18 protein-coding genes are annotated in these 20,685 nt (G+C 63.6%); 4 read left to right on the forward strand and 14 right to left on the reverse strand.

Features of this window, described 5'->3' with window-relative positions; all coding sequences use genetic code 11:
* Positions 1 to 44 precede the first annotated feature (44 nt).
* Complete coding sequence (locus B0G81_RS14435) at positions 45 to 386, reverse strand: response regulator (RefSeq protein ID WP_243856768.1); 342 nt, start codon at positions 384 to 386, stop codon at positions 45 to 47.
* A 300-nt stretch (positions 387 to 686) separates the two neighbouring features.
* On the opposite strand from B0G81_RS14435, the gene B0G81_RS14440 reads away from it, so the two are divergent.
* Both B0G81_RS14440 and B0G81_RS14445 read left to right on the forward strand, forming a co-directional pair.
* Entirely contained in the window at positions 687 to 1,904 is a 1,218-nt protein-coding gene (locus tag B0G81_RS14440; RefSeq protein WP_134136623.1) for a sensor histidine kinase, read from the forward strand.
* Between the two features lie 23 nt (positions 1,905 to 1,927).
* Positions 1,928 to 2,416, forward strand: coding sequence for a GNAT family N-acetyltransferase (locus B0G81_RS14445; RefSeq protein ID WP_134136626.1), 489 nt, complete (start codon positions 1,928 to 1,930; stop codon positions 2,414 to 2,416).
* 465 nt (positions 2,417 to 2,881) lie between these two features.
* Here B0G81_RS14445 and B0G81_RS14455 read toward each other — a convergent pair whose 3' ends face one another.
* The 6 genes from B0G81_RS14455 to B0G81_RS14480 form a co-directional block, all read right to left on the reverse strand.
* A complete protein-coding gene (locus B0G81_RS14455) occupies positions 2,882 to 3,985 on the reverse strand; it encodes a hypothetical protein (protein WP_134136633.1) in 1,104 nt (367 codons plus the stop codon).
* Between the two features lie 296 nt (positions 3,986 to 4,281).
* On the reverse strand, positions 4,282 to 5,268 hold the full coding sequence (gene lipA / locus B0G81_RS14460) for a lipoyl synthase (protein WP_134136636.1): 987 nt from the start codon (positions 5,266 to 5,268) through the stop codon (positions 4,282 to 4,284).
* A gap of 1 nt (position 5,269) precedes the next feature.
* Positions 5,270 to 6,382 carry an acetoin dehydrogenase dihydrolipoyllysine-residue acetyltransferase subunit gene (locus B0G81_RS14465; protein ID WP_134136640.1) on the reverse strand — a complete coding sequence of 371 codons (1,113 nt, stop codon included), beginning with the start codon at positions 6,380 to 6,382 and terminating at the stop codon, positions 5,270 to 5,272.
* Between the two features lie 3 nt (positions 6,383 to 6,385).
* On the reverse strand, positions 6,386 to 7,390 hold the full coding sequence (locus B0G81_RS14470; protein ID WP_134136645.1) for an alpha-ketoacid dehydrogenase subunit beta: 1,005 nt from the start codon (positions 7,388 to 7,390) through the stop codon (positions 6,386 to 6,388).
* Between the two features lie 39 nt (positions 7,391 to 7,429).
* Positions 7,430 to 8,413: a thiamine pyrophosphate-dependent dehydrogenase E1 component subunit alpha gene (locus tag B0G81_RS14475; RefSeq protein WP_134136649.1), complete on the reverse strand. Its 984-nt coding sequence runs from the start codon at positions 8,411 to 8,413 to the stop codon at positions 7,430 to 7,432.
* A gap of 40 nt (positions 8,414 to 8,453) precedes the next feature.
* Complete coding sequence (locus B0G81_RS14480) at positions 8,454 to 9,518, reverse strand: NAD(+)/NADH kinase (RefSeq protein WP_134136651.1); 1,065 nt, start codon at positions 9,516 to 9,518, stop codon at positions 8,454 to 8,456.
* 411 nt (positions 9,519 to 9,929) lie between these two features.
* Between B0G81_RS14480 and B0G81_RS14485 the strand changes: the two genes are divergently transcribed.
* Together B0G81_RS14485 and B0G81_RS14490 are read left to right on the forward strand one after the other, a co-directional pair.
* Complete coding sequence (locus B0G81_RS14485; RefSeq protein WP_134136653.1) at positions 9,930 to 11,918, forward strand: sigma-54-dependent Fis family transcriptional regulator; 1,989 nt, start codon at positions 9,930 to 9,932, stop codon at positions 11,916 to 11,918.
* Between the two features lie 344 nt (positions 11,919 to 12,262).
* Complete coding sequence (locus tag B0G81_RS14490) at positions 12,263 to 12,643, forward strand: DUF2917 domain-containing protein (RefSeq protein WP_134136658.1); 381 nt, start codon at positions 12,263 to 12,265, stop codon at positions 12,641 to 12,643.
* A gap of 132 nt (positions 12,644 to 12,775) precedes the next feature.
* Here the strand turns inward: B0G81_RS14490 and B0G81_RS14495 are convergent, their stop codons facing one another.
* The 7 genes from B0G81_RS14495 to otnK form a co-directional block, all read right to left on the reverse strand.
* Positions 12,776 to 13,348: a hypothetical protein gene (locus B0G81_RS14495; RefSeq protein ID WP_106282393.1), complete on the reverse strand. Its 573-nt coding sequence runs from the start codon at positions 13,346 to 13,348 to the stop codon at positions 12,776 to 12,778.
* Between the two features lie 512 nt (positions 13,349 to 13,860).
* Positions 13,861 to 15,063 (reverse strand): 3-oxoadipyl-CoA thiolase, encoded by a 1,203-nt coding sequence (gene pcaF, locus B0G81_RS14500; RefSeq protein ID WP_106282394.1) that lies wholly within the window; start codon positions 15,061 to 15,063, stop codon positions 13,861 to 13,863.
* A gap of 380 nt (positions 15,064 to 15,443) precedes the next feature.
* Positions 15,444 to 16,424, reverse strand: a complete 981-nt coding sequence (gene denD, locus B0G81_RS14505) for a D-erythronate dehydrogenase (protein WP_134136663.1) — start codon at positions 16,422 to 16,424, stop codon at positions 15,444 to 15,446.
* A gap of 16 nt (positions 16,425 to 16,440) precedes the next feature.
* Entirely contained in the window at positions 16,441 to 17,229 is a 789-nt protein-coding gene (gene otnI / locus B0G81_RS14510; RefSeq protein ID WP_134136667.1) for a 2-oxo-tetronate isomerase, read from the reverse strand.
* Positions 17,230 to 17,297: 68 nt separating this feature from the next.
* Positions 17,298 to 18,635, reverse strand: a complete 1,338-nt coding sequence (locus B0G81_RS14515; RefSeq protein ID WP_134136671.1) for an MFS transporter — start codon at positions 18,633 to 18,635, stop codon at positions 17,298 to 17,300.
* A gap of 77 nt (positions 18,636 to 18,712) precedes the next feature.
* A complete protein-coding gene (locus B0G81_RS14520; protein WP_134136675.1) occupies positions 18,713 to 19,375 on the reverse strand; it encodes an aldolase in 663 nt (220 codons plus the stop codon).
* On the reverse strand, positions 19,372 to 20,682 hold the full coding sequence (otnK, locus tag B0G81_RS14525) for a 3-oxo-tetronate kinase (protein ID WP_134136679.1): 1,311 nt from the start codon (positions 20,680 to 20,682) through the stop codon (positions 19,372 to 19,374). Before otnK ends, B0G81_RS14520 begins: the two co-directional genes overlap by 4 nt.
* Positions 20,683 to 20,685: the final 3 nt, after the last annotated feature.

Raw genomic sequence — 20,685 nt, forward strand, 5'->3', positions numbered from 1 at the left:
CGCTTCGGAAGAAATCGCCCGTTGCACCGCGAGTCCATTAGGGGTCACGGCCGCGGTTTGCACAGCTGCGCGACCGTCGTTAGAAAAAGCGTCGCGCCCACCGGCTTTCTCAAGCAGATATCCCAGTTCTTGCCCGCACTTTCGTTTGGCGGAACGGCGGTATGCATGATAATCGGAACGGTGGCGAGCGCCGGCATCGCTTTCAGCCGACGGCACAATTCGGCGCCGTCCATGAGCGGCATCATCCAGTCGGTGATGATCAGGGCGGGCACATGGGCCGCGACGCGTGCGACCGCCTCCACGCCGTTGCTCGCGCAAGCAACTTCGTAGCCTTCGTTCTCGAGTATCAGGCGCCACGCCGCGAGGATTTCCGGCTCGTCGTCCACCAGCAAGATTGAGTGCATCGGGGGCCGCCGGGTTGAACGTCCGGTTGGACGTTGTTGTTACCTTCCGACAGCCCCGCAAGGGGTGTTCCACTATCCGCACTTACACCGATAAAAGATGCGAATATTCGGCTGCCACCACGTTTTCGGAGCCCGTGATGGCGGAACGCTTGCCGGCCCGGCCTATCGGTCACGGCGGCCCGGAGTATAGGCCTGCCGGACACACCGTGCGCGTCCGGTCGGACGCGTCCGAATGCTGCCAGCCTTTTGTCACTTGTAGAAACTTCATCCCACTGCGCCATCATGACCGATACACGCGTTAGCCCTTTGCGCAATTTTGCCGACTTCGTCCGCGCGGAGCGGACCCGACTGACCGAGCAATGGATGAATGCCGTCTTCGGCGACACCGATCTCGTCGAAGCGGACAAACTCACTTACCAGCAACTCGCGGATCATCTGCCGGAAATTCTCGAAGGACTGTGCGTGGCGCTCGATGTCGAAGATCTCGAACGGGTCGAGACAGCCATCGAGCGAGATGCGAGAAAGCATGGCAAGGTGCGCTGGCGCCAGGGCTATCGCATCGAGGAACTGGTGCGCGAACTCGATCTTTTCCATCAGGTGCTGGCCGCGGCGCTCGAGGAATTCGCCGGTCTCGACAGCACCTTCACGCGCCGCCATGAGAGCCGGGCGCGACGCCTGATCGCCGAAACGTTCAGCATGGTTACGCTCACGTCGATCAAGGAGGTAGTGAGTGAACGAGACCGCAAGATCGACGAGTACACCGGCCAGCTCGAGCGCGCCAATCACGAGCTGGTGCTGAAGCAGCGGCTGGTGAGCGACCTGTACGAGTCGCGCATGCAGATCACGCGCAGCGTGGTGCACGATCTGCGCAACTTTCTGAACGCGTTTTCCATGGCGTTGCAACTGATCGCGCGCGCGCCGGCAAAAGCCGAAATGGCGTTGACGCTGGCGAACCGTCAGGCCGCCGACATGAAAGAGCTCGTCGAGCAGATGGTCGAGTACTCCGTGGTGCTCGGCGACGGTGCCCCGCTCACACTCGAACAGGTCGAGCCGCGCGAGCTATTCGATGAACTCGTCGCCTCGTCGCGTCCTTCGACCGAAGCAAAAGGACTCACGTTGCGCGCGGTGTGCGATCCCGTGTTGACCGCCGTCATTTCCAATCGTCTCAAGCTCAAACAGATTGCCGTCAATCTGCTGTCCAACGCAATCAAATACACGAAGGCGGGGCAAATCGAATTGAGCTTCGCGATGGCCGATGCGGAGCATTGGTCGATTCGCGTCGCGGATACCGGCGTGGGTATCGCGCCATCGGACGCGGAGCGCGTGTTCGGCGAATTCGAGCGCGCCGCGGGCGACGAGATTCCCGGCACGGGCCTCGGTCTCGCTATCGTCAAGGAATTGTGCCGCGTGTTGAACGGGCAGATCGACTTTGTCTCGCGCGAAGGGGTGGGCACCCGGTTCGAGATACGCTTCCCGCTGGTGCTGGTGGAACCGCAATAGAACCGCGCGGCCAACGAACACCCATGATCGAGATCGCCACCGCCGAATTCCCGCAGCAACTGGAGACGGTCCGGGCCATCTTCCGCGAATATGCCGGGAGCCTGGACATCGATCTCGGCTTCCAGAACTTCGAATCTGAGCTCGCCGGCTTGCCCGGCAAATTCGCCGCACCGCGCGGCCGGGTGCTTCTCGCGTACAACCGGGAAGAACTGATTGGCTGCGTCGCCATGCGGCGTCTCGACGACACCACGTGCGAAATGAAGCGGCTCTATGTCCGTCCATCGGGACGCGGTCTGCGGGCCGGCAGGCAATTGGCAACGCGGATTTGCGATATCGCGAGAGACGCGGGATATCACCGCATTTGTCTCGACTCGCTTCCTACCATGCAGGCGGCGCTCGTTCTTTACGCATCGCTGGGTTTCGCACGGATTCCCGCTTACGTCTTCAATCCAATTGCCGGCGCGGTATTTCTGGAGCGCAATCTGATTCGCCCGGATAATCAATCGAGCTGATCGGACAATGCAGCACTGATTATTTAGTGCGTTTAGCAATCTTCTTGGTAGCGTGAGTGTCGTGCGCGGCGCAAGTGCTGTCGGTGCTGTGAGCGCAGTGAGTGACGTGAGCCGCAATCACAACGCTATTCCGCCCTGCCACCGCCCATCGACAAACATTCGCTCATCGCGCCGCCTCTGTCGCTCAGCCCTCGCACGACCACCTCCGATGATTTGCCATCGCGTCTCGCCAACTCCGCAAGATCGAGCAACGCGGCGTAGCGAGCGGAGCATTCTTGCGACGGTTCACTCGCTCCACGTGTATCCACTGGCACGGCGAAGCGGCTCATCGCAAGCGCCGCTCCCGCGGCCACGACAACCGCTGCCAACGCGCCTGCTTTATAGAACCGCCGTGCCGGTGAGTCCTTGAGCGACGCTCGGCGCGCCGCGACTGTCTCCCGGGATTTGACTCGCATGGCAGCCCCCTCAGGACCAGTGCGCCGGCACCCAGACACGCCCGATCCAGTGGCCCGGCACCCACACGACCGGACGCGGCGCCGGCGCGACATAGACGACGCGCGGAGCGACATACACAGCATGCGGCAGGGGCGGCGGTGCGTAGACGACCGGCGGCGGCACATAAGCAACGGGCGGCGCGACCACCACCGGGGCAGGCGTCACGACAACCGGCTTCGGCGCAACCACGACAGGAGCCGGCGTCACCACAACCGGAGGCGGCGGCGCCACCACCACCGGTGCAGGCGTCACCACGACCGGAGGCGGCGGCACATAGACCACCGGCGGAGCAACCACGACCGGCTTCGGCGCCACCACCACCGTCGTGCCGCCCGTCGCGACGACACCCGTGGTCGCCACCACCGTTCCACTCGACGTCACTGTGTTGCCGTGCGTGCCCGTCACGCTCGTCGAGGTCGTCACGACGCCCGGCGCGACACGCGTGGCCGAACCCGAGTGATTGACGGTGCCGCCATCCGAACCCGTCACGGTGCCCGAACGCGAGCATGTCGAGCCGGCGCAGTTCGTCGACGCCGAATGGTTGACCGTGTTGCCGTTCGAGCCCGTCACCGACCCCGACGACGAATACTGTCCCGGGCCGTTCTTCGTGACATCGCCGGACGTGGTCGCCGTCTTGCCGTCGGGTCCGGTAAGCGTGCCGGTATGCGAGCAGGTGCCGCCGGCGCAATTGGTATCGCCTGCATGCTGGACGGAGTTGCCGTAGCGTCCCGTCGCGGTGCCCGAATTCGAGAACTGGCCCGGCGCATTGCGCGTCACCGTGCCGGTGTTGGTCGCGAGACCGCCGTAAGGGCCGGCGACGCCGCCCGCATGCGAGCAGCTGCCACCGCCGCACGAGCCGTAGCGCGCGCCGTTATAGGTGCCGCGCGACGTGTAGGCCGTGCCGTGCTGCGACCAGGCGAATGCCGATGCGCTGCCGAGCGCGAGCACGGCAACCGTGGCGGAGAGCACGAGCTTGCGTAGCGCGCCGCGAGCGGAGGAAGGGGCCGTCAAGGAGCCGGAAGCGCAGACAGATGCAGCGGCGGTGGCCGGGACGACGAACGAACGATTTTTCACGATATGTCCTTCTGGGATTCGGGCCACTTCTGTCACTGCTGCGTGGCGACGAAACGGACTATAGAAGGACACGCCGACATAATCGACCGGGAAGATATGTCACCCTGTTTCACCGTGAGCAAAGCCCGTGCGACAAGGGTTTGCGGGCGTTTTCCGCGCCGCGTGACATATTTCGACATAGATTGTTGCAGGCGAAATGGCGGACCGCGCCTGCTTTTAGAAACGGCGATTGGCGCTCCTCGCTTGTCGTCCGCGACGGCAAGCGAGGCTGCCAACCCTTCTAACCGTTCTTCATATCATTGCGTTGCGCGCGCCATGGCGATATCGGCAACCTGGTCGGCCCGATACGACGAGCGCACCAGCGGCCCCGCCACGACTTCGCGAAAGCCCATTGCCAATCCGGCCTCGCGCCAGGCGTCGAACTGTTGCGGCGTCACATACCGCCGCACCGGCATATGAAAACGCGACGGCGCGAGATACTGCCCGATCGTCAGGATGTCCACGTGATGCGCGCGCAGATCGCGCATCGCGTCGAGCAGTTCTTCGTCGGATTCTCCCAATCCGGCCATCAAGCCTGATTTGGTCAGCATCGTCGCGTTCGCCTTCTTGACGCGCGCGAGCAGTTGCAGCGAGCCCTGATAGTCCGAGCCCGCTCGCGCGGCACGATACAAGGCAGGCACCGTCTCCAGGTTGTGATTGAACACATCGGGCCACGCGTCTGAAAACGCCAGCAACGCTCGCGCGACACGTCCGCGAAAATCCGGTGTCAGCACTTCGACCCGAATGCCCGGCACGCGCTCGCGCAGCAACGCCACGCAGCGCGCAAAATGCGCCGCGCCGCCGTCGCGCAGATCATCGCGATCCACCGACGTCACCACGACATAGCGCAGGCCGAGCGCCGCCACGGCATCGGCGAGCCGCTCGGGCTCCGCTTCGTCGAGCGGCGCGGGGCGCCCGTGCGCGACGTCGCAGAACGCACAGCGCCGCGTACAGATACCCCCCATGATCATGAACGTCGCGGTGCGCCGCGCAAAACATTCGCCGATGTTCGGACACATGGCCTCCTCGCACACCGAATGCAACCGGTGCTCGCGCAGGATCGCCGCAATGCCGGCGACCGTCTCGCTCATCATCGGCTTCGCGCGCAGCCACGGCGGCTTCGGCAAGACCTCGCCGTCCGCGGCCGGCACGATCTTCACCGGAATCCGCGCGAGCTTGTCGGCGCTGCGCTTGCCGTGCTGACCGAGCGCGGTGACGCTGTCGCCATGCAATGCGGCGTCCATTTCAGCGCCCCAGGAAATCGTTGAGCAGACGATTCACTTCAGACGCCGCTTCCATCTGCACCATATGCCCTTTGCCTTCGAGCACGTGAACCCGGATGTCGCCCGGCAGACCCTGCGCATGCGCGGCCGGGATGATCTGATCGCCGGCGCCCCAGATCACGAGACTGCGCGGCGCGAGTTCCGCGAGCCGGTCCCGATAGCTCGCGCGTTGCGCGTTGCCGTCAAAGGCCGACGCCGATATCTTGCGCAACGCCTCGGGCACGCCTTCGAGCCGCTTGTACTTGACGATGTCCTCCACCAGTTGACGCGTCACGAGACCCGGGTCGGCGAAGAGTTTGGCCAGTTGCGGCTTGAGCGCGTTGCGATTGCTGCCTTCAGTGAAACCGTGGATGTAGTCGCCGTTGATTTCCGTGCCCAGTCCCGCGGCCGAAATCAACGCCAGCGACGCCACACGTCCCGGCGCCTTTGCCGCAACGGTCATGGCGACCAGTGCGCCCATGGAGTGACCGATCAACTGCACCTTGTCGATGCCGCGATCATCCATGAACGCGATCACGCTGTCCGCGATTTCATCGGCACTGCCGGTCTCGAGCGCCTTGCCGGATTCGCCGTGACCCGGCAGATCCAGCGCCCACACTGCCCGATGCGCGGCGAGGTCGGCGTGATTGAACAACCAGTTGTTCAGATCGCCGCCAAAACCGTGAATCAGCAGCGCGGGCGTGCCGCCCTCGCCGAGTTTCAGATAGCGCACCGTGCGCCCGCCAATTTGCGCTTTCTCCGGTTGCGGTCCACTGTCGCCATCCGCCGATGTGGCCGGCACGAAGTCGCGCTGAAACGCTTCGACCTCGGCGTCGATCTGCGCGTCCGGCGTTTCGGCGTCCGCCACCACGGCCAGCAATGCACCGATGGGCAGCGTGTCGCCCTCCTGCGCGATCTGCCGGCGCAAGATGCCCTCGAACGCACACTCGACGCCCGACGAGATCTTGTCCGTTTCCACGTCCAGAATTTCGTCACCCTTTACTACCTTGTCGCCGATGGCCTTGAGCCAACCGTTGACCTGTCCCTGCTCCATCGACAAGCCCCATTTGGGCATCGTGATCATATGGATCGGCATCGTTCAAGCCCTCACTTTCAATACAGCGTCGGCGATCTGCGCAGCCGATGGGATATACATGTCTTCGAGCACGCCGGCAAACGGCGTGGGCGTATGCGGCGCGGTCACCATTTCGATCGGCGCCTTGAGCGAGTGGAACGCGCGCTGCGCGATCAACGCGGAAATGTCGGTGGCGATCGAGCAGCGCGGATTCGCTTCGTCGACCACGACCACGCGTCCGGTGCGGTTCGCGCTCTCCAGGATCGTTTCTTCGTCGAGCGGCGATGTTGTCCGCAAGTCGATCACCTCCACCTGGATGCCGTCCTTCGCGAGTTTTTCAGCGGCTTCGGTGGCGTAATGCACCATGCGTCCGTAGGTGACGATCGTGGCGTCGTCGCCGTCGCGCACCACGTTCGCTTCGCCGAACGGAATCGCATACGACTCTTCGGGCACCTCGCCTTCGCGGCCATATAGCAACTTGTGTTCGCAGAAGATCACCGGATCGTTGTCGCGGATCGCCTGAATCAGCAGACCCTTCGCGTCATACGGCGTCGACGGGCAGACCACTTTCAGTCCAGGAATGTGCGTGAACAACGAAGTCAGCATCTGCGAATGCTGGGCCGCCGCGCGCAAGCCCGCGCCTTGCATTGCGCGAATCACGACCGGCGTCACCGCCTTGCCGCCGAACATGTAGCGGAACTTGGCGGCCTGGTTGAAAATCTGGTCGAAACACACGCCCATGAAATCGATGAACATCAGCTCCGCGACCGGCCGCATGCCACAGGCCGCCGCGCCGACCGCCGCGCCGACATAGCCGCCTTCGGAAAGCGGCGTGTCCAGCACGCGGCCCGGATACTTGCGAAAGAGTCCCTTCGTGACGCCGAGGACGCCGCCCCACGCGTCCTGTTCACCAGGCGAGCCGGCGCCGCCCGCATTGTCCTCGCCCATCACGATGACGGTTTCATCGCGGGCCATTTCCTGACTCAGGGCTTCGTTGATGGCCTGAGAAAATGTGATCTTGCGTGCCATGTCTGTCTCCAGAATCGTTTAGATATGCAATGCCGTGCGTTACGGATAAGACACGTAGACGTCGCTCAACAAATCTTCAGCAGTCGGCAGCGGCGCAGCCTTGGCTTCGGTCACCGCACTGTCGATCAGACTCTTGACCTCGGCATCCACGCCACGCAACTGATCCGCGCTCAGCATTTCGGCGCGCACCACGCGCTCTTCGAAACGCTTCAGGCAATCCTTCTCGTCGCGCAGTTTCTGAACTTCGCCGGGCGCGCGATAGGTTTGCGCGTCGCCTTCGAAATGGCCGAAATAGCGTGAGAATTTCACTTCGACGAGCGTCGGCCCGCCGCCCTGACGCGCGCGTTCGATCGCTTCACCGAGCGCTTCATGCACGGCGAAGAAGTCGAAGCCGTCGACGATTACGCCCGGCATGCCAAAGCCGCTCGCGCGATCCGCGATGTTGTCGGTCGCCACCGACCACGTCGACGATGTCGCTTCCGCGTAGCCGTTGTTCTCCGCCACGAAAATCGCCGGCAGCCGCCATACCGAAGCCAGATTCAACGATTCGAAAATCACGCCCTGATTCGACGCACCGTCGCCGAAAAAGCACACGCCCACGCCGCCCGATTTCTTGTACTTCGCCGCCAGCGCCGCGCCGCAAATCAACGGCCCACCCGCACCGACGATACCGTTCGCGCCCAACATGCCTTTCGACAGGTCGGCGATATGCATCGAGCCGCCTTTGCCATGGCACACGCCGGTCTTGCGGCCGTAGATCTCGGCCATCATGCCGCGCACGTCCACGCCCTTGGCGATGCAATGGCCGTGACCGCGGTGCGTGGTCGCCACATAATCGGCGTCGTTCAGATGCAGCATCGTGCCGACGGCGGACGCCTCTTCACCCGCGTACAGATGCACGAAGCCGGGAATCTCGCCGGTCGCGAATTCCACGTGCAGACGCTCCTCGAACTCGCGGATCGTGCGCATCATGCGATACGCCTTCAGTAGATCTTCCTTGCTCAACTCAGTTGAAACCGACATGGTGTGTCTCCTTGGAATGAATGCACTGCCTGCCTACAGCCTACTTTTGATGCGCAACCACGTTCGCCACTTCCCGCACCAGTTGACGTGACGCCGCGAAGCGCAGCGTGCGTTCGACATCGACCGTCAACGGCCCTTCCCAGTCCAGCGCGATCTCATAGCGGTCGCCGCGCTCCAGTTCGATTTCGCGCTCGCCGTCGAAAGCGAGCGTGCCGTGCTCGGTGTCGAGCGGCCGCCACACGCCGACTTCGACGCGTTCGCACGTGCGCATCACCACGCGCTCCACGCGGCCCGGCGCAATCGGCGCCACCAGCGGCACGCCGGATTCGCCCGGTGCGGCAAAGCGCAGATGCAAACCGTGCGACGCGGTGCGCTCCACGGGCGCCCACGCTCCGCCGATCGACGAAAGGCCGATGCCGTCGGGCGAGGCAAACGTGAGAAAGAGTTCTTCGATATCGGCCGGATCGGACACGGCCCGCGCGCCGACAAAGCGCTGACGGCTCACGCAGACGTCGACCAGCGCGATCTCCTCGCGGCCGCGATTCGGCCCGGCCGTACAGCGCACCACGAGCCGCTTGTTGCGCATCAGCGCCGCGTCCGGCGGCACCGCGCCCGACGCGACAAGCGCGCCCGCAAGGCCGGCCACGGTCGCTTCGCGCAAATCCGGAAAGGCGTTGTTGGTGCCGGTGGACAAGGTCAGCAGCGGCACTCTCCCGCAATGTGCGGCGACGGCGCGATGCGTACCGTCACCGCCCAGTACGGCGATCAGTTCGACACCCGCCTTCAGCATCGCGGCGACCCCGGCGTGGGTATCGGCGACGCTGTCGGTGATCGGCTGCTCGATGAACTCGACCTCGGGCCAGCGCTGTTGCGCGGCGACGGCATCGTGCGTGTCGAGCGCGCGCAGCAGCAGCGCCGCCACGCCAGTCCGGTCGCGCAAACACAGCACGCGGGTCACGCCGAGCACACCGAGCCCGGCCAACAGGCGCACCACCATGTTGGCCTTTTCGGAGGTCGGAAACACCGACGCGTAGGAAGTAAGACGACGAATGTCGCGACCCGACGCCGGGTTCGCGATCACGCCGACGGTGATGGGCGATGGCACTGTGCTTGTCTCCTTTCTACGCCGTCGTCGAACGGCGGCGCTTTGTCATGCGCAGGACACTGCAAAGGGTGTGCCAATTTGCCGAAAAATCGTGACGCCACACGAAAGTGCCGTATTTAAAGGGCTCTGCGCATTGCCATGCGGGCGAGACATTGAACCACGGCCGCGCGATGCAGCGTCGCTCGCGTCTCATGCCGACCGCTTGCGACGTTCGCAACCGGCACGACGAAACCGAACACGCAGCGCAAACCCTTCACCCGCCTCGATCCGCGCGGCAAGGCTCCACGTCTCACCTGAGACTGAGACAAACGTCTCACGCGTCTCGCGTGCTGCATTGCAGTGTGATTCATCAAGCGGGATGTGATACAAGAAGCCCTGATCTCACTGTGTGTCGCTCGCCTGGAGCCGACCATGCCTTACCTCTCGCAGACCCAGCACATCGACCGCGTGCGTGGCGCCATTGAAGGACGCCTGCCCGCGCCTGCCGATTCTCCTCGGCTCGTCTCGTCGTGGCAGCGTTCGTTCGAACAGTACCGGCTCGACCCTGGCGCCGTGATCGGACCGCGCGTGCTGACGTCCGCCGAATTGCGCGAAGTGCAGGGCAAGGAAGAGGACTTTCTGCGTGCGTCCGGGCAATGTCTGTCACGTCTGCACGACATGATTCGCGTCGCCGACTATTGCGTGATGCTCACCGACGCGCACGGCGTCACCATCGATTACCGGATCGACCGCGAACGCCGCAGCGATTTCAAGCATGCAGGGCTGTATATCGGTTCGTGCTGGTCCGAGCGCGAGGAAGGCACCTGCGGCGTGGCGAATGTGCTGACCGACCTCGCGCCGATCACCGTGCACAAGACCGATCATTTCCGCGCTGCGTTTACCACGCTCACCTGCAGCGCGGCGCCGATCTTCGCGCCGACCGGCGAAATGATCGGCGTGCTCGATGCGTCCGCCGTGCAGTCGCCGGATAACCGCGACAGTCAGCGGCTCGTGTTCCAACTCGTGCGGCAAAGCGCCGGTCTGATCGAAGACGGTTACTTCCTCAATCAAACCAGCCAGCACTGGGTTCTGTTCGGCCATTCGAGCCGCAACTTCGTCGAGGCGCAACCCGAAGTACTGATTGCCTTCGACGAATGCGGCAATCTCGTCGCCGCCAATCGCAAGGCGCGCGAGTGCATACCAGCGCTCAACGGTCCGCGCCACATCGACGACGTATTCGACACGTCGGGCTCGCATCTGCACGACGTCGCGCGCACGGATGCGATTATCGGCTTGCGTCTGCGCGCAACCGGAACGACCCTGTATGCGCGGATTCGCGCGCCGCTCAGGCGCGTCTCGCGCTCGGCGTCCACGATGAACGGCAGTGCCGCACGCTCGTCGCAAAGCGCGTCGCAAGACGATCTGCAACTCGGTGCGCTCGGACGTTTTCTGCACAGCGCGGAGCCGCAGATCGCGCACAACGCGGCCGTGGCGTTGCGCGTGATGGGCAAGCGTCTGCCGATTCTGATTCTCGGCGAGACCGGCGTCGGCAAGGAAGTGTTTGCGCACGCGGTGCACGATTCGGGCGCGCGGCGTGCGAGGCCGTTTATCGCCGTGAATTGCGGCGCGATTCCCGAATCGCTGATCGAAAGCGAATTGTTCGGCTACGCGCCCGGCGCCTTCACCGGCGCACGCAGCCGCGGCGCGCGCGGCAAGATTGCGCAGGCACATACAGGTACGCTGTTTCTCGATGAAATCGGCGACATGCCGCTCGATCTGCAAACGCGTCTGCTGCGCGTGCTGGCCGAAGGCGAAGTGACACCGCTCGGCGGCGATGCGCCCATGCGCGTGGATATCGACGTGATTTGCGCCACGCACCGCGATCTCGCGCAGATGGTCGCGGCCGGCACGTTCCGCGAAGACCTGTATTACCGGCTGAGCGGCGCATGTTTGCCGATGCCGCCGCTACGCGAGCGCGCGGATATCCGCGACGTGATCGACGCGGTCTTCGACGAAGAAGCGCAAATGGCTGGCCACGTGCTCACGCTGGACCCACAACTCGCCGAACGTCTTGCAGGGTTCGCATGGCCGGGCAACATTCGCCAGTTGCGCAACGTGATGCGGTACGCGTGCGCGATTTGCGACAGCGCGCGCGTGGAATTGCGCCATGTCGCGCCGGATATAGCGGCGTTGCTCGCGCCCGAGGCCGTGCACAAACCGGCGTTATTGCGGATCGATCCGCATGACGGCCGGCGACGGGACGCGCGGCAGGATCCGCGCGAGGAGCGTGCGCGCATTATCGACGCACTCACCCGCCATCAATGGCGGCCGAACGCAGCGGCGCAAGCGCTCGGCATGTCGCGCGCCACTTTGTATCGGCGTATTGCGTCGTTGGGCATCGTCGCGCCGCATCGACGGTGAACCGCTGCTTGTCAGTGTGATGCGTCGCCACGCGCAAAACGCGTGAGTCGCCATTGCCACTACGCGTTTTCGTATTCCATTTCACGTACCCGTTTGTGTGGATTGCGATCTTTTCGATTGACAAGACCTGCGGCAAAACGGCACACTCGATCTCATGTTGACGCACATCTCCATCGCGAATGCGATTACACACCCGAAGCGAGCCATCATCGGCTGGCCATTGGGAGTACGTGCGCGTTAGCAGTCTGAATCTGCGTAACACATCCCCAAGGCCCCGCCGGTAACGGAAGGGGCCTTTTGTTTTGTGGGCGCCTCCGTCAGCCGGCTTGATGACGGAGAACGAGATGGATCAGGCAAGCCCGCAGTGCACGGATGATGACTCGAGTCTGGTGGCGTATCGGCAGGACGAGCGTCTGCCGAGGCTGGTGCTGCATTTTTCAGTGATGCCAGGCGCAACGCTGACCTGGCGTGTGGAGGCCGATAGCACGCTCGCCGTGCAGGGCGCGCGCCTCTGGCTCACACGCGTCAGTTCACCTTACGATCATTGGCTCGATCCGGGCCACACATTCCAACTCCAACGCGGCGAGCGTGTATGGTTGAGTACCGATGGCGAATGCGTCGCGCGCGTGTCGTTGAGCTATGCGTTGCCGGCGCGAGGCGGTCTGCTCAGACGCTGGCTGGGACGACTCGCGTGGTTGAGTCTGGGACCGCCTGCGCCACGTTAGCCGAGTTCGTGACAGCGCGGCTCCGCGAGGCGTCACACGCGGCGGGAAAACACAAACACCCCTGCAAACGAGGGGTGTTTGCTCGCACGCTCTTTTGCATGAACGCGCGATGGCGCAAGACTGTTTATATGCTTATTTCGGCGTCACCTGCACAGCCGCCGCTGAAACGAATACCGCGTGGATCGTATCGCCGACCTTGACGTCTTTCAGATCGACGTCCGGACCGGCTTCGAGGGTTTGCGTCTGATAAGCGCCGCGCAGCGTGACCAGCCGCTTCTTGCGATCGATCTTCTGCACGGTGGCGAGCACTTCGATCTGGCGCGCCGATTCGAAGCCGCCCGAAGCCGGGGCATACACCTGTGTGTCGACACGCGCGCGAATGCCCTTGTCCTTGCCGGTGACCTTCTCGGCCTTCACGAGCAGTGCATTCTTGTAGAGCACGTCCACCTGATCACCCACTTTCAGGTTGTCGAAACCCTCCACCTGCTGGCTTACGAGCACGACCACCACGTTGCCGCCCGACCCCTTGAGCGTGAGCGTACGTGTGCCTGGATCGATACCGACGATCTGCGCCCGCACATGCACCGGCTCCACCGCGCTGACGACGCCTTGCGCGGCACTGGCCATGGCATCTTGCGCCCAGGCGGGCTGGGCTGCGGCCAACGCCGCGAACACCAACGCTGCTCCAATGGTCGTTGCCTTCATATGCATGCTCCTCGAGAAATTGTTTGATGCAGCGTGACGGCGATCCGAAACCGCGAGATGCCGATTGATAACTCCATGAGTGCCTGTGTGTCTTCAGGATGATAGTTTTCAAAAGGTACGGCGCAAATGATTTTACATGCCTTACAACGGTCTGCAATTGATTGAATTGTGATCTTCAAATAAATGCACGCAGCCCTGTAATGTGCCGCGACGTGGCGTCGCAGCGGCGTCTTGCGAGACGACAACGACGCGACATTGCCACCGCCATTCAAAATGAACGACAGGTTTTAAATGCACCCAGCATTAAGCGGATACTGCATGATTGTCGAATCGGCAATCAATATTTTTTGGGTATTCAAGCATTATCGAGCGTGTCATTAGATCGGATTAGATGCCGATTCGATATGCGCCCCATGCGCGTTGAGCACAAAAAGAAACAGCCTCGTCGCGTGAGCAACGAGGCTGTTTCATCCAGCAGCTTCAACCGTGACGCGGACTAAGCCGCTAAACGATCACACCCGCTCGATCGCGATCGCAATGCCCTGGCCGACGCCGATACACATCGTGCACAGCGCAAAACGGCCTTGCGTGCGATGCAGCTGATACATCGCCGTGGTCACGAGACGCGCGCCGCTCATGCCGAGCGGATGGCCCAATGCGATCGCGCCGCCGTTCGGATTGACGCGGGCGTCGTCGTCGGCCACGCCGAGTGCGCGCAGCACCGCAATGCCTTGCGAAGCGAACGCCTCGTTCAGTTCGATCACGTCGAATTGATCGATGGTCATGTTCAGACGCGCCAGCAGTTTCTGCGTGGCGGGCGCCGGGCCGATCCCCATCACACGCGGCGCAACGCCGGCCGTGGCGATACCCAGCACGCGAGCGCGCGGCGTCAAGCCGAAGCGCTTGGCGGTCTCTTCATTCGCGAGCAGCAGGGCCGCCGCGCCGTCGTTCACGCCCGACGCGTTGCCTGCCGTAACGGTGCCGTCCGGACGCACTACGCCCTTGAGCTTGGCGAGGGTTTCGAGGCTCGTCTCACGCGGATGCTCGTCTTGCAGCACCGTGATCGGGTCGCCCTTCTTCTGCGCGATCGTCACGCCGACGATTTCCTGCGCGAGCGTGCCGTCGCGTTGCGCGCGCGCCGCTTTCTGCTGGCTGCGCACGGCGAAAGCGTCCTGATCGGCGCGGCTGATGTTGTAATCCGTGGCGACGTTCTCGCCCGTTTCCGGCATCGAATCGACGCCGTACAGTTTCTTCATCAGCGGATTGACGAAACGCCAGCCGATGGTCGTGTCATGGATTTCGGCCTGGCGCGAGAACGCGGTGGGCGCCTTGCCCATCACGAACGGCGCGCGGCTCATGCTTTCCACGCCGCCCGCCACCATCAACGCGGCCTCGCCGGATTTGATGGCGCGCGCCGCGATGCCGACCGCGTCCATGCCCGAACCGCACAGGCGGTTCACCGTTGTGCCCGGCACGCCCTGCGGCAAGCCCGCCAGCAACAGCGACATGCGCGCGACGTTGCGGTTGTCCTCGCCGGCCTGGTTCGCACAGCCGTAGATCACGTCGTCGATTGCGTTCCAGTCGACGTCCTTGTTGCGCTCCATCAGCGCCTTGAGCGGCACGGCGCCCAGATCGTCGGCGCGTACCGACGACAGCGAACCCGCATAGCGGCCGATGGGGGTGCGAATCGCGTCGCACAGGAATGCTTCGGTCATGTGATGTCTCCAGTTGATGTGCTGCGTGCGCCGCGCCGCGGCCGAAACTCAGGCCCGGCGCAAACCGGACGCGCCCAAAAGCGCGACGGAAAGCGGCTGCCGGGCAGCGGCGGCATCATTCAGCTTAGCGCAGGATGATGAACGGTGGGCTCGAGAATGTCGCAATATGTTCTTGATACGAACAGACGGTCATGTATCGAACAACTAGACACGATAATAGGCGCGCGGCCGAAACCATGTCAAGCACGGCCAGGCCCGCACCAGGGAATACGTGCAGGCCGCGTGCGTTTTTTTGAAGGATCAGACGAATCATGCGCCCCCTGCCGGCGGCCCGTTTTCCAGGCGCCGGCACGGGGCTGAAGATTGCGTGGGCCGTGTTTCTAGCGGGGCTCGATATGCTCGTCCTCGATATAGCTGCGGATTACATCGGCAAAATTGCGCTCGCCGCTCAACCCCAGCTCTTCGGCACGCGACGTATCCCACCGTCCCGGCCAGCTACCCACGATTTTCTCGACGCGCGCATCCGGCTCGAACACGATCCGCGCGGCAGCCGCGTCGCCCGCCACCTCGCGCAGCGCGGCGACCATTTCGTCGACGCTCACCGAAATACCCGGCAAATTCAACACGCGCTGGTTACCGAGCGCGGCGGAATCGAGTTCGAGTCCGGCGATCAGGCTCTCGATCGCCTTGCGCGGCGACAGCAGCCACAGGCGCGTCGAGCCCGCGACGGGGCATACCGCCGCTTCGCCGTTCAGCGGTTCGCGAATGATGCCGCTCGCGAACGACGACGCCGCCGCATTCGGCTTGCCCGGCCGCACGCTGATGGTGGGCAGCCGCACTACGCGGCCGTCGACGAATCCGCGCCGCGCGTAATCGTTGAGCAGCAACTCCGCGATCGCCTTCTGCGCGCCATACGACGACTGCGGATTCAGCGCGGTGTCGTTCTGCACGACCTCGGGCAACTCGCCGCCGTACACCGCGACGGAACTCGTGAACAGCACGCGCGGCCGGTGGCCACGTTGCCGGCAAACTTCGAGCAGCAGCCGCGACGCATCCAGATTGATACGCATGCCGAGATCGAAATCCGCTTCGGCCTGGCCGCTCACGACCGCGGCCAGATGGAAGATCGCCGAAGTCTGGGCGTCGATCACGCGCTCGAGCACGCTGCGCTCGGCGATGTCGCCCACTTCCGCGCGCACGCGCTTATCGCCGAAATCGTTGGCTTGCACGACGTCGAGCAACACCAGTTCGGTGATCGCTTGCGGCGTGCCTTGCGCGTCTTTCAGGGAACCCCGCGCGAGCAGTTCGCGCGCGAGACGCTGGCCGAGAAAACCCGCACCGCCGGTAATGAGTACTTTCATGATGTGTTCGTCCTTGTTAGCGGGTCGCGTTCAGATACGGTTTGAGCCAGCCGAGACCGGCCGACGTGCCCGCGCGCGGCCGGTATTCGCAGCCGATATAACCGTCGTAGCCGAGCGAGTCGATCAATTCGAGCAGGTACGGGTAGTTCAGTTCGCCCGTATCGGGCTCATGGCGCTCGGGCACGCCCGCAATCTGAATGTGGCCGATGCCGGCCATATCGCGCTTGAGTTTCACCGCAAGGTCGCCTTCGACGATCTGGCAGTGGTAGCAGTCGAATTGCACCTTGAGATTTTCTGCGCCGACTTCCGCGCAGATCGCCTGCGCTTCGTCCTGACGCGTCAGAAAGAAGCCCGGCATGTCGCGCGTATTGATCGGCTCGATCACGACGGTGATGCCCTCGGCCTGCGCCGCCTTGGCGGCATGCGCGAGATTGCTCAGGTACACCTCGCGATGTTTCGCGCGCGGCTGATCCGCGCCGATCAGGCCGGCCATCACATGCAGTTTGCGATTGCCGAGCACGCGCGCGTAGTCGAGCGCGGTATCGATACCGCGGCGGAATTCATCTTCGCGGCCCGGCAGCGAGGCAATCCCACGTTCACCGCCGGCCCAGTCGCCGGGCGGCGCGTTGAAAAGCGCTTGTGTCAGACCGCTCGCGTCGAGGCGCGCCTTGATCTCGTTGGCGGGGAAATCGTAGGGGAACAGAAACTCGACCGCTTCGAAGCCGTCTTGCGCAGCGGCGGCGAAACGGTCGAGGAAAGCGTGCTCGTTGTACATCATCGAGAGATTGGCGGCGAAGCGAGGCATGGCAGCGACTCCTTGAAAACGGTGTGATGCGGCGCGCGGCAGCAACGCATGCCGCGCGGCGTGTCGATTTACCGGTTGACCAGTTTGGCCGGCGTGAACCACGTGGCGATCGCGCCGATCACGAGCACGCCCGCCAGCACATACATGCCGGTTTGCGTGCTATGCGTGAGATCCTTCAGATAGCCGATCATGTACGGGCTCGCGAATCCCGCGAGATTGCCGATCGAATTGATGATCGCGATGCCGGCCGCGGCAGTCGCGCCCGACATGAACGCGGTGGGCAGCGACCAGAAGAGCGGCGCGCAGGTCAGCACGCCGGCAGCGGCGAGCGAAAGAAACGCGATCGACACCACCGTGTTGTCCGCGAACGAAGCCGCGACCGTGAAGCCGATCGCACCGAACAGCGCCGGCACGATCAGATGCCAGCGGCGCTCACGGCGCTTGTCGGCACTGTGCCCCATCACATTCATCACGACGATTGCGCACAGGAACGGAATCGCGCTCAGCAGGCCGATATTGAACGCGCCGGTCACACCCGTCGATTTGACGAGCGTCGGCATCCAGAACGTCAGGCCGTATTGCCCGGTGACGAACGCGAAATAGATCAGCGACATCCACCACGTGCGCGGATCGCGGAACACCGCGCCGAGCGAATGCGCCTGGGCCTTTTCCTTCGGCTGCGCGGCGGCGATTTCATCGGTGAGCAGGCGCTTTTCGCGCTCGTTCAGCCACTTCGCGCTAGCGATGCCGTTGTCGAGATACAGGATCGTGGCGATGCCGATCGCAATGGCGGGAATCGCTTCGATCAGAAACATCCATTGCCAGCCCGCGAAACCGGAGCTGTTGTGGAACGTCTGCATGATCCAGCCGGACAGCGGATTGCCGAAGATGCCCGACACCGGAATCGCCGACATGAACACCGCAATGATCTTCGCGCGCCGATGCGACGGGAACCAGTAGGTCAGGTACAGGATCACGCCGGGATAGAAACCGGCTTCGGCGAGGCCGAGAAGAAAGCGCAAGATGTAGAACTGCATCGGCGTCTTCACGAACACGAACACGGCCGAGAGCAAGCCCCACGTAATCATGATCCGCGCGATCCAGATGCGCGCGCCGAGCTTGTGCATCAGAATGTTGCTCGGCAACTCGAACAGAAAATAGCCGATGAAGAACACGCCCGCGCCGAGACCGAACACCGTTTCGCTGAATGCCAGGTCTTGCGACATCTGCAATTTGGCAAAACCGACATTCACGCGGTCCAGATAGGCGACCACATAGCAGAGCATCAGAAACGGCACGATGCGCCAGAATACTTTCTTATAGGTGCGCTCCACTTCAGCGGCGCCGGGTTGTCCCGCGGCGGCTGCTGAAATCGGCTGGCTCGAGGTGGCCTGATACGAACTCATGCATTGTCTCCTTCAGTGGATGGCCCGATGCGTCATGTGGAGCGCAACGTGGCCTGGCTGTGTTTTGTCGGCTGCGACTACCAGCTAGCGCCGAATACGGTGCGCAATTCTTCGAGTGCGGCTTCGTCGAGCGGTGCGGGCCGCGGGTTCGTCATCAACCATAAACGCGCGGTCTCTTCGAGTTCTTCGAGCGCATAGGAGGCTTGCGCCACGGAACGCTCCCACACCACCGGCCCCAGACGTTCGAGCAGCACCGCGCGAACGCTGTCGGCCAGTGCGGCGATCTGTTCGGCGACTTGCGGATCGCCGGGCCGCTTGTAACGAATCAGGGGGACGTGGCCCACTTTCATCACGTAGTACGGCGTGATGGGCGGCAGCACGTCGGTCTCGCGCCAGACGCCCGCTAGAGTCAGCGCGACCAGATGCGTCGAATGCGTGTGGACGATGCCACGCGCCGCGCCGTTGCGCGCATAGATGCCGCGATGCAAGGCCAGCGTTTTCGAGGGCCGGCCGCCGGATACCGCGTTGCCGTCGAGATCGACTTTGGCGATATCGGCGGGATCGAGCCGGCCTAGACAGGCATCGGTCGGCGTGATCAGCCAGCCGTCGTCGAGCCGCGCGCTGATGTTGCCGGCGGTGCCGACCGTGTAGCCGCGTCGATAGAGACTCGCGCCCGTTACGCAGATTTCCTCGCGAACGCGCGCTTCGTCCGTTGTGTGGAGTGCGGGTGCGCCGGTCATTGCGCGGCTCCGTTCAGGTGACGCAGCGCTTTTTCGAAGAAGTCGGTCGTGCCGAAGTTGCCGGATTTCAGAGCGAGCGCGAGCGGTTCGGCGCCGGTCGTAGCAGTGGCCGGCACGCCGGGATCGATCTGCGCGCCGATGCGCAGCGTGTGCACGTCGAGCGCTTGCACCACTGCGCCCGAGGTCTCGCCGCCCGCCACCACGAACTTGCGCACGCCGCGTTCGTGCAGACCGCGCGCGATCGACGCCAACGTGTTTTCAACCAGATGCCCTGCTTCATTCACGCCGAGCTGACGTTGTACCGCCTTGACTTCGTCGGGCGTGGCGGTGGCATAGATCAGCATGGGCTCGGCTTTGTCGAGGTACGGCTGGGCGAAAGCCAGCGCCTGCTCGACGACGTTCTCGCCGCGCGCAGCCGCGAGCGGATCGACACGGAACGCGGGCCGTGTCGCGCGCCATTGCGCGACCTGCGCGTTGGTCGCTTTGGACGCGCTGCCCGCCAGCACCGCCGACAATCCGCTCACCTGAGGCAACTGCGCGGCATCGCCCTGCACGTTCAGCAATCCCGCGCGACGGAAGTTGGCCGGCAATCCCAGCGCGATACCTGAGCCGCCTGTGATCAACGTGAGATCAGCGCACGCTTCGCCGAGTACGTAGAGGTCGGCATCGGACACCGCATCGGCAATCGCCATGCGCACCCCTTCGTTACGCAACCTGTCGATAGAGTCGCGCACGGCCGACACGCCTTGCGCCACGGCGTCATAACGCACGAGCCCGACTTTCGACTGCGTCTGCCGCTGCAGCACGCTCACGAGGTTCGCATCGCGCATCGGCGTGAGCGGATGGTTCTCCATGCCCGACGCGTTGAGCAACGTGTCGCCGACGAACAGATGGCCGCGAAAGATCGTGCGGCCGTTCTCGGGAAATGCCGGACAGGCGATCGTGAACGCGCCAGCGCTGCCGTCGCCGGACAATGCGTCGAGCAACGCGTCCGTGACCGGGCCGATATTGCCCGCGTCGGTCGAATCGAAAGTCGAGCAGTATTTGAAAAAGAACTGCCGGCAACCTTGTGCACGCAACCAGTCGAGCGCGGCGAGCGATTGCGCGACCGCATCGGCGGCGGGGATGGTGCGCGATTTCAGCGCGACTACCAGCGCGTCGGCCTCCACCGTTTCATTCGATGCGGGCACGCCGATGGTCTGCACCGTGCGCATGCCGCCGCGCACCAGTATGTTGGCGAGATCGGTGGCGCCGGTGAAGTCGTCGGCGATGCAGCCGAGCAGCGCGCGTTTCGTTGTAGCCGTCATGAC

The sequence above is a fragment of the Paraburkholderia sp. BL6665CI2N2 genome, assembly GCF_004366535.1.
Classification (GTDB): Bacteria; Pseudomonadota; Gammaproteobacteria; order Burkholderiales; family Burkholderiaceae; genus Paraburkholderia.

Bases quoted from the DNA above. Each gene is read 5' to 3' on its own strand.
- B0G81_RS14440 (WP_134136623.1), top strand. From the start codon at position 687: ATGACCGATACACGCGTTAGCCCTTTGCGCAATTTTGCCGACTTCGTC.
- B0G81_RS14445 (WP_134136626.1), top strand. From the start codon at position 1,928: ATGATCGAGATCGCCACCGCCGAATTCCCGCAGCAACTGGAGACGGTC.
- lipA (WP_134136636.1), bottom strand. From the start codon at position 5,268: ATGGACGCCGCATTGCATGGCGACAGCGTCACCGCGCTCGGTCAGCAC.
- B0G81_RS14465 (WP_134136640.1), bottom strand. From the start codon at position 6,382: ATGCCGATCCATATGATCACGATGCCCAAATGGGGCTTGTCGATGGAG.
- B0G81_RS14470 (WP_134136645.1), bottom strand. From the start codon at position 7,390: ATGGCACGCAAGATCACATTTTCTCAGGCCATCAACGAAGCCCTGAGT.
- B0G81_RS14475 (WP_134136649.1), bottom strand. From the start codon at position 8,413: ATGTCGGTTTCAACTGAGTTGAGCAAGGAAGATCTACTGAAGGCGTAT.
- B0G81_RS14485 (WP_134136653.1), top strand. From the start codon at position 9,930: ATGCCTTACCTCTCGCAGACCCAGCACATCGACCGCGTGCGTGGCGCC.
- B0G81_RS14490 (WP_134136658.1), top strand. From the start codon at position 12,263: ATGGATCAGGCAAGCCCGCAGTGCACGGATGATGACTCGAGTCTGGTG.
- B0G81_RS14495 (WP_106282393.1), bottom strand. From the start codon at position 13,348: ATGAAGGCAACGACCATTGGAGCAGCGTTGGTGTTCGCGGCGTTGGCC.
- pcaF (WP_106282394.1), bottom strand. From the start codon at position 15,063: ATGACCGAAGCATTCCTGTGCGACGCGATTCGCACCCCCATCGGCCGC.
- denD (WP_134136663.1), bottom strand. From the start codon at position 16,424: ATGAAAGTACTCATTACCGGCGGTGCGGGTTTTCTCGGCCAGCGTCTC.
- otnI (WP_134136667.1), bottom strand. From the start codon at position 17,229: ATGCCTCGCTTCGCCGCCAATCTCTCGATGATGTACAACGAGCACGCT.
- B0G81_RS14515 (WP_134136671.1), bottom strand. From the start codon at position 18,635: ATGAGTTCGTATCAGGCCACCTCGAGCCAGCCGATTTCAGCAGCCGCC.
- B0G81_RS14520 (WP_134136675.1), bottom strand. From the start codon at position 19,375: ATGACCGGCGCACCCGCACTCCACACAACGGACGAAGCGCGCGTTCGC.
- otnK (WP_134136679.1), bottom strand. From the start codon at position 20,682: ATGACGGCTACAACGAAACGCGCGCTGCTCGGCTGCATCGCCGACGAC.